Annotated in this window: 12 protein-coding genes; 9 read left to right on the top strand and 3 right to left on the bottom strand. The window is 55.9% G+C overall.

What is annotated here, in order from left to right; all coding sequences use genetic code 11:
- Nucleotides 1-64 precede the first annotated feature (64 nt).
- Both RlegSU303_RS17310 and RlegSU303_RS17305 read right to left on the bottom strand, forming a co-directional pair.
- Nucleotides 65-1,393: a UDP-glucose dehydrogenase family protein gene (locus RlegSU303_RS17310; protein ID WP_131629773.1), complete on the bottom strand. Its 1,329-nt coding sequence runs from the start codon at nt 1,391-1,393 to the stop codon at nt 65-67.
- Nucleotides 1,394-1,662: 269 nt separating this feature from the next.
- Nucleotides 1,663-2,262 (bottom strand): transglutaminase-like cysteine peptidase, encoded by a 600-nt coding sequence (locus RlegSU303_RS17305; protein WP_131629772.1) that lies wholly within the window; start codon nt 2,260-2,262, stop codon nt 1,663-1,665.
- Nucleotides 2,263-2,571: 309 nt separating this feature from the next.
- Here RlegSU303_RS17305 and RlegSU303_RS17300 point away from each other — a divergent pair, with 309 nt between their 5' ends.
- The 5 genes from RlegSU303_RS17300 (at nt 2,572) to RlegSU303_RS17280 (ending at nt 9,316) form a co-directional block, all read left to right on the top strand.
- Nucleotides 2,572-3,996, top strand: coding sequence for an O-antigen ligase family protein (locus RlegSU303_RS17300; RefSeq protein ID WP_131719153.1), 1,425 nt, complete (start codon nt 2,572-2,574; stop codon nt 3,994-3,996).
- A 289-nt stretch (nt 3,997-4,285) separates the two neighbouring features.
- Nucleotides 4,286-5,497, top strand: coding sequence for a polysaccharide biosynthesis/export family protein (locus RlegSU303_RS17295; protein WP_051077396.1), 1,212 nt, complete (start codon nt 4,286-4,288; stop codon nt 5,495-5,497).
- 79 nt (nt 5,498-5,576) lie between these two features.
- Nucleotides 5,577-6,281, top strand: coding sequence for a hypothetical protein (locus tag RlegSU303_RS17290; protein ID WP_043294748.1), 705 nt, complete (start codon nt 5,577-5,579; stop codon nt 6,279-6,281).
- A gap of 54 nt (nt 6,282-6,335) precedes the next feature.
- A complete protein-coding gene (locus RlegSU303_RS17285; RefSeq protein ID WP_025395618.1) occupies nt 6,336-8,612 on the top strand; it encodes a polysaccharide biosynthesis tyrosine autokinase in 2,277 nt (758 codons plus the stop codon).
- Nucleotides 8,612-9,316: a hypothetical protein gene (locus RlegSU303_RS17280; RefSeq protein WP_131719152.1), complete on the top strand. Its 705-nt coding sequence runs from the start codon at nt 8,612-8,614 to the stop codon at nt 9,314-9,316. The genes RlegSU303_RS17285 and RlegSU303_RS17280 overlap by 1 nt, the downstream gene beginning before the upstream one ends.
- A gap of 148 nt (nt 9,317-9,464) precedes the next feature.
- Here the strand turns inward: RlegSU303_RS17280 and RlegSU303_RS17275 are convergent, their stop codons facing one another.
- Complete coding sequence (locus RlegSU303_RS17275) at nt 9,465-10,160, bottom strand: Ig-like domain-containing protein (protein ID WP_025395616.1); 696 nt, start codon at nt 10,158-10,160, stop codon at nt 9,465-9,467.
- A gap of 692 nt (nt 10,161-10,852) precedes the next feature.
- On the opposite strand from RlegSU303_RS17275, the gene RlegSU303_RS17270 reads away from it, so the two are divergent.
- The 4 genes from RlegSU303_RS17270 to RlegSU303_RS17255 all read left to right on the top strand — a co-directional run bounded on the left by RlegSU303_RS17270 (nt 10,853) and on the right by RlegSU303_RS17255 (nt 16,865).
- A complete protein-coding gene (locus RlegSU303_RS17270) occupies nt 10,853-12,463 on the top strand; it encodes a right-handed parallel beta-helix repeat-containing protein (protein WP_131629769.1) in 1,611 nt (536 codons plus the stop codon).
- A 466-nt stretch (nt 12,464-12,929) separates the two neighbouring features.
- A complete protein-coding gene (locus tag RlegSU303_RS17265) occupies nt 12,930-14,696 on the top strand; it encodes a type I secretion system permease/ATPase (protein WP_065280971.1) in 1,767 nt (588 codons plus the stop codon).
- A 15-nt stretch (nt 14,697-14,711) separates the two neighbouring features.
- Entirely contained in the window at nt 14,712-16,019 is a 1,308-nt protein-coding gene (locus tag RlegSU303_RS17260; protein ID WP_131629768.1) for an HlyD family type I secretion periplasmic adaptor subunit, read from the top strand.
- Nucleotides 16,020-16,169: 150 nt separating this feature from the next.
- Nucleotides 16,170-16,865 carry an SGNH/GDSL hydrolase family protein gene (locus RlegSU303_RS17255; RefSeq protein ID WP_131629767.1) on the top strand — a complete coding sequence of 232 codons (696 nt, stop codon included), beginning with the start codon at nt 16,170-16,172 and terminating at the stop codon, nt 16,863-16,865.
- Nucleotides 16,866-16,899: the final 34 nt, after the last annotated feature.

Here is a 16,899-nt window from a genome sequence, read left to right as displayed (position 1 = left end):
CAAAACCAAACGCCGCGGATTATGCTCCGCGGCGCCAGGACGATCAGATGTTCAGGAGGCTATCTCAGGCGCCGGTCGTTTCCTGATAAAGGTTGGTGCCGATGCCGGTATAGGTAAAGCCGTGTTTGCGGACTTCGTCGCTGCGGTAGATATTGCGCAGATCGACCAGGATCGGAGCACGCATCGACTGCTTCAGGCGACTGAAATCGAGCGCGCGGAACTGGTTCCATTCGGTGACGATGACAAGCGCATCCGCACCAGCGGCCGCTTCATAGGGACCGCTCGCATATTCGATGTTCTCGATCACTTTGCGGGCGTTTTCCATGCCCTCGGGATCGTAGCCGACCACGTGCGCGCCGTTGTCCTGCAAGGTCTGGATGACTGCGATCGCAGGGCTGTCGCGCATATCGTCGGTGTTCGGCTTGAAGGTCAGGCCGAGGATCGCGATCTTCTTGCCGCGAATGTCTCCGCCGACGGCCGAAATGACTTTGCGTCCCATCGCCCGCTTGCGGTTGTCGTTGATCGAGATCGTCGTCTCGATGAGACGCATCGGCGCGTCGTAATCCTGCGCCGTCTTGGCAAGGGCAAGCGTATCCTTGGGGAAGCACGAACCGCCGTAACCCGGGCCGGCATGCAGGAACTTGGAGCCGATACGGCCGTCGAGACCGATTCCGCGCGAGACGTCCTGGACGTTTGCGTCGACCCGTTCGCAGAGATCGGCGATCTCGTTGATGAAGGTGATCTTCATCGCGAGGAAGGCATTGGCCGCATATTTGATCAGTTCGGAGGTGCGGCGGGTGGTGAAGACCAAGGGGGCCTGGTTGAGATAGAGCGGGCGGTAGACCTCGGTCATGGTTTCGCGCGCCCGGTCGTCGTTCAGGCCGACGACGATACGGTCGGGACGCTTGAAGTCTTCGATCGCCGCACCTTCACGCAGGAATTCCGGATTGGAAACGACAGCGACATCCGCCGCGGGATTGGTTTCGCGCATGATGCGCTCGACCTCGTCTCCCGTGCCGACCGGCACCGTCGACTTGGTGACGATAACGGTGAAGCCTTCCACATAGGTGGCAATCTCGCGTGCAGCGGCGTAGACATAGGAAAGGTCTGCGTGGCCGTCGCCGCGCCTGGACGGCGTGCCGACTGCGATGAACACAACATCGGCGCTGCGGACGCTTTCGCCGACATCAGTCGAAAACGACAGCCGGCCGGTGCTGGTATTTTCGGCGACCAATTGCTCCAGACCCGGCTCGTAGATCGGAATGCGGCCTTCGCGAAGGGCTTCGATCTTACTCAGATCCTTGTCGACGCAGATGACGTCGTGGCCGAAATCCGCAAAGCAAACGCCTGAAACGAGGCCGACATAGCCTGATCCAATCATCGTGATGCGCATATTTCCCTCAAATCATTAGAGTAGAACGTCATGCTGCGTCGCAGCATGACGTTCGTCATAGTTAATCTGGACGAAAAGACAATACCGAAGATCGCCTGAAACCCACATCGAAAATCGAACTCCGGGCACCGCAGCTTGCCGCGCGCTGCCCCGTCGATAGCCAAAACATAGGTTTGTGTGGGCGATATGACAAGTCGAGCGGCTCGTCAGAGCAGGCTCGACTTCAATCCGGAAACAGGATCAATCAGTCTGTGCCGCTGCCTCGGCTGTTATAGCCGGAACCAGACGTAGGGGTCTGTTCCCGATTGAATCTTGTCCCAGCGCAGATCGGTATCGCGCCAGTTCTTGATGCTGCTTTTCCTATTGTCGAGGACGAGATCGCCCTTGTCGGTTCTGACGACGAGGACCGCATGTCCTTCACCGGAGGGCGTATATGCCGTCGCGATCCGCAAAGCGCGCGACGACCAGCCCATCGCAATCAGTCGGCTGCGTTTGGTCAAAGCGAAATCTTCGCAGTCGCCACTGCGCACATTCACCTTCCAGACGTCGCCATTCAGTTCGTTGCGGGAGTCGTTCCGGCCGATCATCGTACGATTGACGGCGGTGTTGACGTCCTTCAGTTGCAGCATTTGCTTGTCCGTCATCGCAACGACCGCCAAACCATTGTTGTCGCGGCATTCGGTCGGGTTCTGGGCGCAGAACAGCACCTGGGCGAAAGGCGGAATGATCTTGCCTTTTTCAGAGATATAACTGACCGCCGAACTACCGGTCAGGCCGCGGGCAAAACCTGCGGGACCGGCGGCAAATGCCGAGCATGCATTGCCTGCTGTAAAGGCCAGTGCCAGAAGCGTAACGACTGTTTTCTTCATCTCTTAAATCCCCGTTCAGGGCAACCGATTGAGATCAGGCTTGCCTTTTTTCTCGGTCAATGGCATGGCGATCTGATGATCTGCCAAGTATTGGGCGCAGAATATCTGTCCCGTTTCTGCTGCTTGGAAGGAGCATAGCCGGGCCTTGTCTCGATTGGCTTAAACCTTTCGCGACAATTTTAAACGATGTGGAATTCTGTTACACTTTAGCACGCAAGCGCTTGATGTTCAACTTATGTTAGTACGAGTAAATTAATCTCTTCGGTTGCAATCACTTTGGTCGCCGCCTACTCTGGTAAACGAATTCACATGTTCTCCAACCTCATCAATAAGCGGGTCTTGCGAGAGGTTTTGCTTTTTGCCTTCATCGGCCTCGTTATATTGACTCTCATACCGTTCGGGAGCGTCACGCCCTTTCCCTTCGCCTTCGCCGCGATCGGGATGTTTGCCCTCGCCATCATTTCGGGACTCCTGTTCGGAGAGCCGAGACAAAGCAGATGGGTTTTCAGTATCGCTTTGTTTCTACTCGTCGTACTGGCGGGCTGGACGTTCATCCAAACCATCGAGCTGCCCTCCAATTGGTTGGCGAATCCCGCCTGGAATGCCGCGCGTGACCTGGCAGGTGCGCAGTCCGCGGCGATCTCGGTCGAACCGGCCGATACGCTCGCGTCGATCCTCTGGGTCGCCCTGCCTTTCGTCACATTTCTGACCGGGCTGCTCTTATGCGATACCGACCAGCGCGCGCGGAAAGTGCTGACAGGGCTCGGGCTTACGGCGGGCATCATCGCTGTTTTCGGCCTGCTGCAGTTTTTGCTGTTTCCCAACATCCTGATTGTCGTGGAGAAACGCGCCTACCTCGACAGCCTGACTGCGGTCTTCGTCAACCGCAATACCGCCGCGACCTTCCTCGGGCTTGGAACGCTGCTGATGCTGACCCTGGTCAGGGATATTACCCGAGCCTATTCGAACTATCCGCCCGGCGAGCCGGGCAGAAACGCGCTTCTCTTGAGATCGTGGATCTATATCCTGCTCTTATGCGCATGCTTCACCGCACTGATGCTGAGCCGCTCGCGTGCCGGGATATTTGCCACCTTTGTTGCCGCTCTCATCTATTTTCCATGGCTTGTCATCAATTGGAACGGCTCGAGGCGTCATCTGAGACCGGCGCCAAGATGGCGTTCGTTGCTGAAGCTCCTCTCGGCGATTGGTTTCGTCGTGCTGCTGCTGACGGTGTTTGCGGGCCAGGCGATTTTGCGCGCTCAAGAGCGGCGACTCGAGGATGACGATCGGTTTTGCATTCTGCCGGGCATATGGCGTGCCATCTCGGATCATTGGTTGACGGGAACGGGGCTCGGAACCTTCCGGACCGTGTTTTCCGCCTACCGCGATCCGGCTTGCGGAATTTTCGGGGTCTTCGACCGTGCGCATAATTTCTATCTCGAAGGATTTCTGGGCCTCGGAATATTGTTCCCGATTGCGACAGTCCTTGCCCTTTCGGTGCTTGCCAGAGTGTTCCAGCACGGGCTCGTCCAACGACGGCGTCTCAGGCACTATGTTCTTCTTGGCTTGGCGGCGACCGTTTTGGTCGCCCTTCATGCGGCGGTCGATTTTTCGCTGCAGATACCGGGTTTTGCGGTGTTTTACTCCGCCTTCCTGAGTGCGGTTGTCGCGATATGCCTCGGACGTAGCAATGGAAACGCGGACATGGCATATGAGCGGCCGTTAACCACGTAAAGTTTAAATGGATGGATTTTAATAAGATTTTCGGAAAAGATCGATTGTGCAGGTGCGAACGGTTGACTCTGAAACCCAAGAAATTTTATAGCGGGTGCAGCCTTCGGATTGTTGCGACGCAAGAAAAGTCGGACCGAAGTCGTTTTTCGCTTCCTAAGGGGCTCGGCGTTGCCAGCCTGCCACAGTTAGGGGAATGTTAATCGGCTTTAAGTGTTATTGATCGGGGATTGTCTTGTATTTTGTCAGATCGCGGGGCAGTAGCTTCAGGGGCGTAAACGCAGGGTATTCTATGGGTTGTTCTCGTATCGGTAGTACACGCGTCGCCATTGTTGTAGCGCTTACGACTATATTGGCAAGCTGCACCTCGTTGCCAAGATCCGGTCCTGATCACAAAGACGTTGATCGAGATGCAGCGGTGAAAGTGACAACGAAGGAACGTCGGGTCGGTATCGACTACGCCCTGGTTGATCTCAGCAAGAACGTCCTGTCGTATTTTACCGCTCCCCAGCCGACCTCGTTCAAAGGTTTTGGTGGTGGTCGAGGCGGGGCGCCCGAAATTCCGCTCGGTTACGGCGATGTCGTTTCGGTTGCCATCTTCGAAGCTCAGTCCGGCGGTCTCTTCATTCCGTCCGATGCAGGTAGCCGACCCGGCAATTACATCTCGCTGCCAGAGCAGACCATCGATAGAAACGGAACGATCACAATTCCCTATGCGGGTCGGGTTCCGGCTGCCGGTCGCCTGAAGGAGACCGTAGAGCAGGACGTTGAGGATCGCCTGGCGAGCCGCGCGATTGAGCCGCAGGTGGTTATTACGACAACGACAAGCCGCTCCAGTCAGGTTGCTGTGCTCGGTGATGTCAACAATCCCCAGCGCGTCGAGATCAGCCCGGCCGGTGAGCGTGTTCTCGATATCATTTCCGCCGCGGGCGGTTTGACGACCAACAATATCGAAACGAATGTGACGCTGCAGCGCCGCGGCAAGACGGCAACCGTCGCCTACACTACGCTGTTGAAGAACCCGGCCGAAAATATCTATGTTGCGCCGGATGATACGATCTCGATCGATCATGAGCGCCGCACCTATCTTGCGCTCGGTGCCGCAGGCGTCAGCGGTCGGTTCGATTTCGAAGAGTCCAACCTGACCCTTGGAGAGGCAATCGCCAAGGCGGGCGGCCTACGCGACGACCGCGCCGACCCGGCTCAGGTCCTGCTCTATCGTCTTGTCCCGAAGAAAACGGTTCAAGCGATGCATGTGGACACGACGAGATTTGCTGGTGAAATGGTTCCGGTGATCATTCGTGCGAATATGCGCGACCCGGCAACCCTGTTTGCTGTTCAGCAATTCAAGATGGAAGACAAGGATATTATCTATATTTCCAATTCGGACTCTGTCGAACTGGTCAAGTTCCTTGACATCGTGAACTCGGTATCATCCACTGTTTCCGGAGTGGCCGACGATGCGAACGATACCAGTAACGCGGTACAGGATCTTGGAAATTGATTGAAATAGGCGGGCTGTCATCGATCGCGAATGATCAATGACGGCGGCCTATATAGCGGATTTGATGAAGGGCGTGGTTATGGCAAGGTCTGGTGTTTATCGTAAGCTTGCATATAGCGGAATTGTCGTCGCGATGTTTGCCGGCATGAATTCAAGCGCTTTTGCGGCAGCTTGCTTGGGTCCGGCAAATCTGACTTCCGTCGATGTCAGCGGATTTACGGCTAGCCCGGCCGTTCTGCTCGACATGTCCGATCCGTTGGTTTTGTCATCGCGTGTTCGCGCGCTGGTTGGAAGCAGCAATGATGCGCTGTCGCCAGTGATCGAGCAGGCCAAGAAGGCCAGTGCCGCACAGATGGCGGCTATCGGCTCCGGTCTCGGACGGGCCGCAAACAGCTGCCAGGTGACGGATCCGCAATTCAAACTGGCGATCGAAAAGGCTGTTGCCGAGGCGGCGAGTGCCGATCCGAACCTGGCGCCGCTGCTTGCAGCCTTTGCAAAGGTCCTTGCCGAAGGCGGGACCGCGGCGCTCGGCCCGGGTGCAAGTGCCGCCGCCGCCGCATCCGGCATCGGCAATGACGGGCAAGTTGGACAAACCGGGCCTGGAGCGGACGATGGTACGCCGTTCGACGGCGCTGCGACAACAGCGGGTACGCTGAAGGTTTCGAATGCCGGCGCAGATGATTCATCGTCGACTTCAACGACGACGATCCTCAGCACCGGAGCGGGAGGGCAGTCGTCTACCGATACGACGGAGTCGACGAGTCAGAGTGTCCCGGTCATATAATAGCTGGAATTGCCCTTAGATCTTAGCGCTTGACGCATTTGTTGGAGATCGAAATTGCTATCGCCAGATAAACTTACACCGCGTATTGACCCCTCCCGCGATACCGGAAATGATGCTGATTTCATCGATTTCGACAAGCTCATCGCAATCGCCCGCCGACAGTGGCGGATGGTTGCGGCGTGCGGTTTCGCCTTTGCCATTCTCGGCATTGTGTATGTGTTGACTTCGGTGCCTGTCTACACCGCCGACACCAGCGTGCTGATCGACCGCAGCGATAGTCAGGTGATCAATCAGCTGGCGGCTTTCGGCCAGATGGACGATGACGAAGGTACTGTCCTCAGTCAGGTCGAGCTTTTGAAGTCCGACACCATCGCCTATGCTGTTGTCGATAAACTGAAACTCGTCGACAATCCGGTGTTCACGGCACCGAAAAGCTCGCTTTTTTCTGTTTCAACGTTGAAATCCTTCGTGAATTTTCGGTCATGGTTTGCCGATGACGCAGCCGTTGCACCCGATCCGGAAAGGAAACGGCGAAGCGCTGCGGAGACCGTCGCGGGCAACATCGACGTCGAACGCGTCGGTCGCTCCTATGTTCTCGATGTCAGCTATACCGCGCAGTCGCCCGATCTGGCGCGTGATATCGCGGCTGCGATCGCCGACGTCTATCTCGTCGACAAGCTCAATTCGAAATACGAGGCGACACGCCGGGCCGGCCAGTGGCTGCAGGAGCGTATCGAAGAGCTCCGGCAGCAGGCGTTGGACACCGACCTTGCGGTTCAGAAATTCCGCGGCGAGCATGGGCTTGTCGAGGCTGGATCCGGTACGCTTATCAGCGAGCAGCAGCTTTCCGAGATCAATACCCAATTGATCAATGCGCAGGCCGAGACAGCGAAGGCCGAGGCAAGATATGCGCGCGTCAAGTCGATCATCGACGCCAAGCAGACCGATGCGATCGTCACGGATGTGCTCGATAGCTCCATTTCGAACGACCTGCGCAAGAAATATCTGGAGGCTTCCAAGCTCGAGACCGAAATCGAGGCTCGGCTCGGTCCCGATCACGTCCAGGCGGTTCGGCTTCGTGCGGAAATGGAAGAATATAAAAGGCTCATGTTCGATGAGTTGAACCGCATTGCCGAGAGCTACCAAAGCGAGCTGCAGGTCGCAAAGTCGCGGGAAAATTCTTTGCGCGACAGTGTCACGCAGGCGACGGGCGTTGCCGCAACGGCTGGCGAAACGCAGGTGCAGCTTCGCGAGCTCGAGCGTACGCGCGATACCTATAAGAATCTTTATCAGAGCTTCTTGACGCGCTACCAGGAAGCAATTCAGCAGCAGAGCTTTCCGATTACCGCTGCGCGCATCATCACGACGGCGGAGACGCCGACGAAGCCGAGCGCTCCGAAGAGAGCTCTCGTCGTTGCTTTCGCTATGTTCGTGGGATGTGCATTTGGAAGCGGTATAGCTGCCTTCCGCGAATTCCGGGATCGGTTCTTCCGCACCGGCGATGATGTTCGGGACGTGCTCGATGTCGAGTCTCTCGGTGTCATGCCGCTGATTGAAAACAACGTCGACGATCCGACGCTCGTTGATCCCAGCAATCCGCGAAGCATCGCCAGGGGTGGAAAGACGACGACCTATGTCGAGGAGCATCCGCTCTCGGCATTTGCCGAGACGCTTCGAAGCGCCAAGATTGCCATCGACCTCAGTGCTGCCGATCAGCGCTGTAAGGTCATCGGTGTCGTGTCGAGCTTGCCCGGCGAGGGGAAGTCGACGACATCCATCAATTTTGCCAAGCTCCTGGCAATGCAGGGTGCGCGTTGCCTGCTTATCGATGGCGATATGCGCAATCCCGGTGCCACCCGGGCGATCGGCCGACATGCCGAGGCCGGCTTGCTCGAGGCGATCGTCGACAGCCGTCCGCTCAAGGATCTGATCCTTCTCGATCCAAAAACAAAGCTCGCATTTTTGCCGACGGTGGCACGATATCGTGTTCCGCATTCGTCGGAGCTACTCGCGTCACGCGGCATGGATCAGCTTCTTGAAACGGCGCGTCAAAGCTTCGACTATATTATCGTCGACCTGCCGCCCTTGGCGCCGGTTGTGGATGCGCGCGCTATCAATTCGAAGCTCGATGCGGTGGTTTTCGTTATCGAGTGGGGAAAGACATCGCGCAAGGTCGTGCAGTCGACCCTGCTGTCCGAGCCGGAACTCTATGCGAAATGCGTCGGTACTATCTTGACCAAGGTCGACCCGTCGCAGATGAAACTCTACCGGACATTCGGTTCGAGCGAATATTATTATAAGCGCTATTCGCGATACTATACCGAAAGCTGATGTTCCGCAGTCAGCCCGTTTCGATTACCAGGATCGCCTTCATTATCGTCACCGTCGTCTTGGTGGTGCTGGCCGGTCGAGAGCTCTACGCTTCGATAAGAACGGCCAGCATCTCGATCGTCGCCGAAAGGATCGAGCGTGGCGAGACCGTTGCGGATGATGTCGTGACCAAATATGCGTCGCGCAGTGTCGACGTCGTTGACGGACACTATTGTCGATCCGACATCGTGGCTGCCGGTGTAACCCTCGTTCTGGCGCAACTCGATCGGCAGAATGTCAATGTCAATTACGACGGCTGGGCCGCTGCGGCCTCGAGTGCGCGCCAGTATCTGCGGCATGCGCTTTCGTGCATGCCGACGAACAGTAATTTTTGGCTTCGTCTTGCTGCGGTGCAATCGACCATTGCGGAAGAGCCGTCCTCGATCGCAGCAATGATGAAGCGTTCGGTTGCGCTTGCGCCGTACGACCAGGTGATGATCCTGACGCGATTTTATTTCTGGAACGATTTCACCGATGCAACACTCGCCGCGGCAGAGCGCGCGCTCGATAGCGATCTCATGACCATGCTGAAACGGGGCGATCGTTGCAGGGTCAATGCCACGATAAGAGAGATCAGCCCACAGCTCCGCCCGATCTTCGATCGCAGCTGGACAAACGTCGGAGCGGCCGCGACGGCGCGGTTCCGACAGCGCTGCAGCAAGTAATCATCGAGGCTGGTTCTTATAGAAAGTTCCAAGCTTTTGGCCGACAGGCTGAGCGGCTACGGCTCTTTCTCTTGGCCGAATTCAACTTGCATAAAACAACGCCCGCAGTCTGCGCTGCGGGCGTTGCTTTTTGATTGGCTATTGATGATCAGACTTCTGCGTCCGCGCCAGTGATGTTGAGTGTCAGAACGCCGGCGTCGGTGTGGCCTTCGCCGTCGGAGATCTTGTAGAACTGGATGGTCTCTGTGACCTGGTCCCCCGGAGCGATATCTGCTGTCAGATCATAGGTGAATGATCCATCCGCTTTTACATGGAACGTACCATACGTGCCGGCGACGTCGGTTGTTGCGCTCGGGTCGCCGTTTACGGTCGTGGTGCCGAATAGGCGGAGGAAGAGGTGGCCATTGTCGCCGGCAATGTCGTTGTCCAGGGCGTTGCCGCTGATGGCGTCGCCTTCGGTGAAGCTGTAGTTGTCGTCGACAGCGATCGGCTTTACCTGGCTTACGCCCTGAATATTCAAGGTGAATAGACCGACATCGGTGTGACCGGCACCATCAGAGATCTTGTACGAGACCTTCTCCTGGAGCAATTCACCATTGGTGAAGCCGACTTTGGCAGCGTCGCTCAGAACATAGGTATAGCTGCCGTCCGGCTTGACGAAGAAGGTGCCGTAATCGCCCTGGATCTCGGTGACCTGGCTGTTGCCTTGCTTGGAGCCAACGCCCTGCTGATCGAAGAAACGAAGGAACAAGTTCCCATCGGATGTATCGTTCGCCAGCAGATTTCCGGAAATAGCGTCGGTTTCCAGGAATGTTGCACTATCATCTGTTGCATGGATAGCCATTACTGTCTCTCCTCGAATTGTTTCTTTGCTAGGCCAATTCTGACCTTTAGCGAGCTGGTCGATTAAGGATATCTTAATACAGAGAGTCAAGGGTGCAATTAACAGCAAGTGAACATTTTCGAGTGTGTTGTACAATAATGACACACCCGTAACACGCATAAGGCGATGAAGCGCATGGTAATTATTGCGTTAATAATAAGTGAAAATACGAAATGGTAGATTCGGACCTCTGTTTCTTCAGAGGAGAAGAATATTTATTCAGGGGCAATTTATAAGAATACGCGGAGGTGCTTATGCGCAGATGAGATGTTGATATAATCACTACGGGCTACAGCTTGAAATCCCAATCTTGCTTCGGTTCCCGCACCGGCGTCTGCTTTTTGACGAAGTAACTGATGTCATGATTTTGTAACATTTGTTTGTCAAGTAATGTTTCTATCGAAACGCAATTGGGGTAAAATAATATGCGATGCGTGGAGAATAATCTTATTTACACTAGAGATATTGGGTAACATCGTAATAACTGTGCGACGCAATTTTTGTTGCAATGCAAAATATTTAGGAAATGAAGATGTTTTGTGGGGGGACGTAAGAATTATCGCGAGATAGAACGCATTTTAGTGTTCCATTTTAGCAGGCAGAGAGAGTTCCGCGGGTAAAAGATTTTCCAGTATCTTTGGGAGATCACGGGCGTGACCGTCTACTATGTAAATTCCGCAACAGGATCCAATCAGAACAGTGGAGTGAGCGAGCAGTCGGCTTTCGCGACACTTTCCGCTGTCGAATCCTTGAGGCTAAAGCCGGGAGACAGCGTGCTGCTTGCCGCCGGAAGCGTGTTTAACGAGCAATTCGACCTGAAATACTCCGGCACTGTCAGCTCTCCGATTACAATTGGCAGTTACGGCGTTGGCGATGCGCCGGTTATTCACAGTAGCAATGACGGCATCCACGGCTCGAAGGCTTCAAACATCATCGTGGAGAACATCAAGATTGCTGATACCGGCGGTGCGGCGATATATGCGGGAAATGTCTCCAACTGGACCGTCCGCAACGTAGAGGTCGAAAATACCGGCCTTGCCGACAAGCCCGGTTCCGTCAATTTCCAGAGCAGCCAGAACATTACCATCGAGAACAGCAAGATTTCCGGGGTAAATGGAGACGGCATCTGGATGGATAAAGTGATTGGCGTTACCATCGTTAATAATCTGGTCATCAACAGCCAGGGCGCTGCGGCAGACGCCGTTCAGTTGAACGACAGCAGCAATATCCTGATCAAGGGTAACCACCTAGAGCAGACGGAGACCAATAGCGCAAAAGGCGTCCTGGTGCTTGTTCGGGCTGTAAATGCAGCAGTCGAGGACAACACCGTGATCGGCGGCGGTTTCGGGATAGGTGCCAACGCGGGCACGAATATCGCCATCCACGACAACGACATCTCGGGATACGGCGGCTATAGTTGGTCCTACGGTATCGGCCTTGGCGATCAGGGCAATGCGACAAATTACGATATCAGTGGAAACTATATTCATGACGGCGTCTGGGGCGTGTCGATCAGCGCTGCAGGTTACCCAAGTTATGCACGCACCGATATCGATATTTATGGTAATGTCTTTGACGACCTGTCGTCCTCGGCGCTGAAGGTGGACAGGCCTGCATCAGGATCTTTCCATGAAAATATCATCGACAGCACGGTGTCGACGTTGACGATGCCCGTCGCAATTGCCCTCCAGAGCACCTTCTTGATCAACGACAATAAGACCCTGGAGCAAGCGCAGGCCGAACTCGACGCCACGAGTGGCAACACCCCGTCCAACAGTGAGACGCCTACCACGCCGGTTGTGGAGCCGCCTGTCGAACCGTCAACACCGACGCAGACAAGCACTCCGGCGCCCGCGGACGAAGTGCAGGTTCCGACCGCACCCACCGTCGCCGTTCCCAGGATTGTCGCAGCCCATGACAGCCTGAAAATCTCCACGGATACGGGCAGCGCCTATCATGGCAACCTCCTCGAAAACGATAGCGCAATCAATGGAACCGTGCTGCTTCGTCGCTTCGGTGACAGTGCCGTGGATAAGCATGGCCTGACGCTGACCGGGAAATACGGCGTCATCCATGTGGAGAGCGATGGTGATTACACCTATACGGTCGATGCGGTGAAAATCGCCGGTCTCAGCGGAAAGGTCAGCGAATCCTTCCAATATAAGATTTCTGACGGCGCTTCTCACATCGATACCGACTCGCTCGGCGTGTATATTAATGTGGACGCGTTCCATAACAGCCAAGCGTCGCACCTGCTGGTTTGAATCACGCCAAATTAGAGAGCGCCGGCCCCGTGTTCAACACTTGAAAGCTTGGTGATGGAGGGGTGTCGGCGGTCGAAGGCGCGGATAAAAAATAGTTCCGCCGTTCATAGGAAAAATGAACTATAGATTGAATTTATAGTTAACTCCCCAGTAAACGTCGCTAATATGCGCGCGATACGTTCATCCATCTGCGCCGTTGTTGGGCAATTTGCGATTTTCACTTGCTTAGGTTGGTATATTTAGCGTAGCGTCAAGTCAGAATCCCTGAAGCCACTCGTTATAAATTGGAATTTTTGGTCACTTTTTGGTTGGATTCATGTAATAGGTCGTGGGCTTGCAAGCGGGTCCGGCGCCGGTGTCGGGGGTCCAAGGCAGTCGTGTCATTGATCGGGCGTGATGGACCCCGGAGTTGGAGTGTGCGCCGGCATATTTGCTTTGTGCGATGCGGTAAGAGAGGGATTACTTCGTGTTTCAGAGTTCAGCAGCTGATGTCAGCGAGCCATCCAAAGCATTAAAGAAATGCAAGGGGGGGCTTGTTTTCATTGGAATAGCAAGCGCGCTTATCAATATCCTATACCTTACAAGTTCATTTTTTATGCTTGAGGTGTATGACCGGGTCATTCCCAGCAAAAGCATACCTTCGCTGGCTGTTCTGGCAATACTTGCGTTGATGCTTTACACGTTTCAAGGAGCGTTCGAGGTTCTACGAAGCAGGATGCTGGTGCGTGTTGCCGGAGCGCTTGACGAGATGGTGAACGGGCGCGTGTTCCGGGCGCTGATCAAGGCTCCGTTGAAGGTGAAAATCGGCGGCGACGGGCTTCAGCCGTTGCGCGACTTCGATCAGATCAGAACCTTCCTGTCCGGCCAGGGCCCGACAGCGATGTTCGATCTGCCATGGTTGCCGTTCTATATCGTGATCTGCTTCCTCTTTCATCCGGCGATCGGGTACATCGCGATCGGTGGAGCGCTGGTTCTCGCCATCCTGACGTTCATGACCAATCAGGGAACGCGTACGCTCTCAAAAAAGCAGTCTGACTCCGCTAACATGCGAAATGCCTTCGCGCAGACCTCGATCCGCAACTCCGAAGTTATTCACGCCATGGGCATGGCGGGGACGATGGCCGAAATCTGGGACCGCAAGAACAGTGAATACCGGACAATCACCCGGCAGGCATCGGATATCGGCAATGGATATGCGACCTTGTCGAAGATTTTCCGTATTGCTTTGCAATCGGGAACGCTCGCGACCGGCGCGATCCTGGTCATTCAGGGGCAGGCCTCTTCGGGCATTATCATCGCCGGCTCGATATTGACCTCTCGCGCCCTGGCGCCTGTCGAAGCGGCGATCGGGAATTGGCGTGGTTTCGTTTCTGCTCAGCAGAGCTGGGCGCGGCTTTCGAGCCTGCTAAAAACCATTCCCGAGATTCCGGCCCCCCTTGCACTCGCGGCTCCTACCAAACAAGTCACTGTCGAAGGACTGGCGAGCGGGCCACCGGCGGGTCAGCGCCTGGTCATTTCGGATGTCAGCTTCGGCTTACGGGCAGGGAGCGCGCTTGGGGTCATTGGGTACAGTGCCTCGGGTAAGTCGTCGTTGGCACGGGCGATGATGGGTATCTGGCCGACCGTCAGAGGATCTATTCGTCTGGATGGCGCAGCACTCGACCAGTGGGACGGCGACGCACTTGGCCGGCATATCGGTTATCTCCCGCAGGATGTAGAGCTTTTCTCGGGAACCGTTGCGCAGAATATCTGCCGTTTTGCGAAGGAAATGTCGCCTGAGAAGGTGGTTGCCGCGGCGAGGGCGGCGCGTGTTCACGATCTCATCCTGCGTCTGCCGAATGGTTACGAAACCGAAATCGGCGAAGGCGGTGCTGCGCTTTCGGCTGGCCAGAGACAGCGTATCGCGCTGGCAAGAGCGCTTTACGGCGAGCCATTCCTCGTCGTGCTCGACGAGCCAAACTCCAATCTCGATGAAGAAGGCGAGCGGGCGCTGAGTGCCGCGATCATGAGCGTGCGGGCGCGGGGCGGCATTGTGGTCGTCATCGCACATCGATCCGGCGTTCTGGCGGTCTGCGACTTCGTGCTGATGATGCAGGACGGCCGCATGATCGCGTTCGGTCCCAAAGAGGAAGTTCTAGCGAGAGTCAGCCGGCCGGAAGCGGCGCGCACGCCGATTGCCGAGCGCGTGGCTCAGCTTAAAGTCGTGGTCGACGGCATGAATGCGGCCGAATAGGCCAGAGGGAAGATTGTGAGTAAAGATATCAGTGAATCGAAACGCTCCCTCAATAGGCACGTTGCCGTTGTCGGTGTGCTGTCGATAGCCCTCGTTTGCGGCATTGGCGGTTGGGCGGCGACGACAGAGCTTTCGAGCGCCGTCATCGGCGAGGGCGTGATCGTCGTCGACGGCGATGTCAAGAAGGTCCAGCACCTGACAGGTGGTATCGTGTCGGAATTGCTGGTTTCCGAAAACGACCATGTGACGGCCGGGCAGGTGCTGATACGGCTCGATGGGACGACGACAAGAGCGAATCTCTCGATTGTGGAAAGCACGCTCGCTCAGCTTTATGCGCGCCGCGCCCGTCTGAAGGCGGAACGAATCGGGGCAGATTCGTTCGAGGTCGAGGAAAACATCAGGGATCTGACATCCAGCACCTCCGCAGAGAAGCTTCTCGATGGCGAGCAGAAGTTGTTCGACAGTCGCAGGACGGCGCTTATCGGAATGAAGAGCCAGTTGGCATCGCGCAAGGATCAACTGGGCGAGCAGGTAAAGGGATTGGTCGTGCAGATCAATGCCACCAACGATGCCTTGGGCTTGATCGAACAGGAGCTCGAGGGCATTGATACGCTCTACAAGAAGGGGCTCGTCACGCTTCAGCGTTTGAATACGCTCAAGCGCGCCCGCGCCGATCTCCAGGGCAACAGCGGCCAGGAAATCGCAGCTAAGGCGGAGGCCGAGGGTAAGGCAATCGAGATCGATCGCCAGTCGATCCAGCTGGATGAAGATCGCCGTTCGGAGATTGCAAAAGACCTGACCGACGTCGAGGCGCAGATCGCCGAATATGAAGAACGCCGCGGAACCGCAGTCGATCAGCTACACCGTCTCGACATTACCGCACCGTTGACTGGGCGAGTTCACGAACTTTCGGTTCACACCGTCAATGGTGTTATCGATCCCGGTCAGACGTTGATGCTCGTCGTTCCCGAAAATAACGAGCTTACGGTCCAGGCGAAAGTCGCCACCCGCGATATTGATCAGGTTCATGTCGGCCAGTCAGTCGATGTGCGTTTCAGCGCTTTCGATCAACGCACGACGCCTGATGTGGCCGGTGAGATTACCTCGATCGCGCCCGATATCGTCAAGGATGAGCGCACGGGCATCAGCTACTATCCCCTGCGCGTCAAGCCGAAAGCTGAAAGCATTGCCAAATTGAAGACGATAAAACTCTATCCCGGCATGCCGGCGGAGGTCTTCATCAAGATCGGCGATCGGACCGTGATATCCTATCTGACGAAGCCGCTGACCGATCAGATGCAGCACGTATTTCGCCAGGAGTGATTGGCGGCTGTTTCACGCCGTTAAGAGCTCCGACGTTTCAAAGCTGCCGTTGTCATCTACCAGGATGGGGATTGGACGGTTTCGCATTGCTCGAACAGGCATGCGCGGCCATTTCACGAAATTGTCTCAAGCCTGCTGCAAGGTCTCCTCATGATATGTTTGCAGTTTTGGCGAGCGGTGCCGATTGAGAGGCGACCGGTCTATGGACTGGTTCTGTTTCTGGCGTGTCTGTTGATGCTTTCGGCGGTCAGGAACGGTTATGCCGATCGTCCCGTGCCGCTGAAAATAGTGGCCTTCGGAACATCCTTGACGGCGCGAGGGGGATGGCAGCCTGCCCTTGAGACGGAGCTTGCAGCCTGCTTGCAGAAGCCGGTGAAGGTCGAGAGCGTTGCAAAAAGCGGTGAAACGTCACTGTGGGCTCTGACCCAGATCGATCGCGTCGTTGCCGAGCAGCCGGATATCATCCTGATTGAGCTCTACGCCAATGATGCGACATTGCATCGGTTCGTGTCGCTTGCGCAAAGCCGAAAGAATATTGGCGACATCCTCGATCAACTCCAGCAGCGCCTTCCGCAAGCGCGGATCATCGTCATGGCCATGAATCCGTTTTCAGGATTGCGTGGGCTGATCCGTCCCTTTGTCGACAGTTATGTCTCCGCACATGAGGCGGAGGCGCAAAAACGTGGTCTGGAGTTTGTCGACCACCGGCCCAATTGGGAGCGCCTGACGCCGGATGATCTGGCCACCGCAATTCCTGATGGCGTGCATCCTCTGCCCGACATAGCCTCTAAAATCATTGCGCCTGAGCTTGTCAAACGTATCGCCGGCAACAATTGCGGAGAATGAAATTCGCTCGTAAGCGTCAGAGGCTATGACGGCT

It is taken from the genome of Rhizobium sp. SU303 (assembly GCF_021052345.1).
GTDB lineage: Bacteria > Pseudomonadota > Alphaproteobacteria > Rhizobiales > Rhizobiaceae > Rhizobium > Rhizobium laguerreae.
Note: the sequence above shows the minus strand (reverse complement) of the source record. Positions and strands in the feature narration are given on the sequence as shown.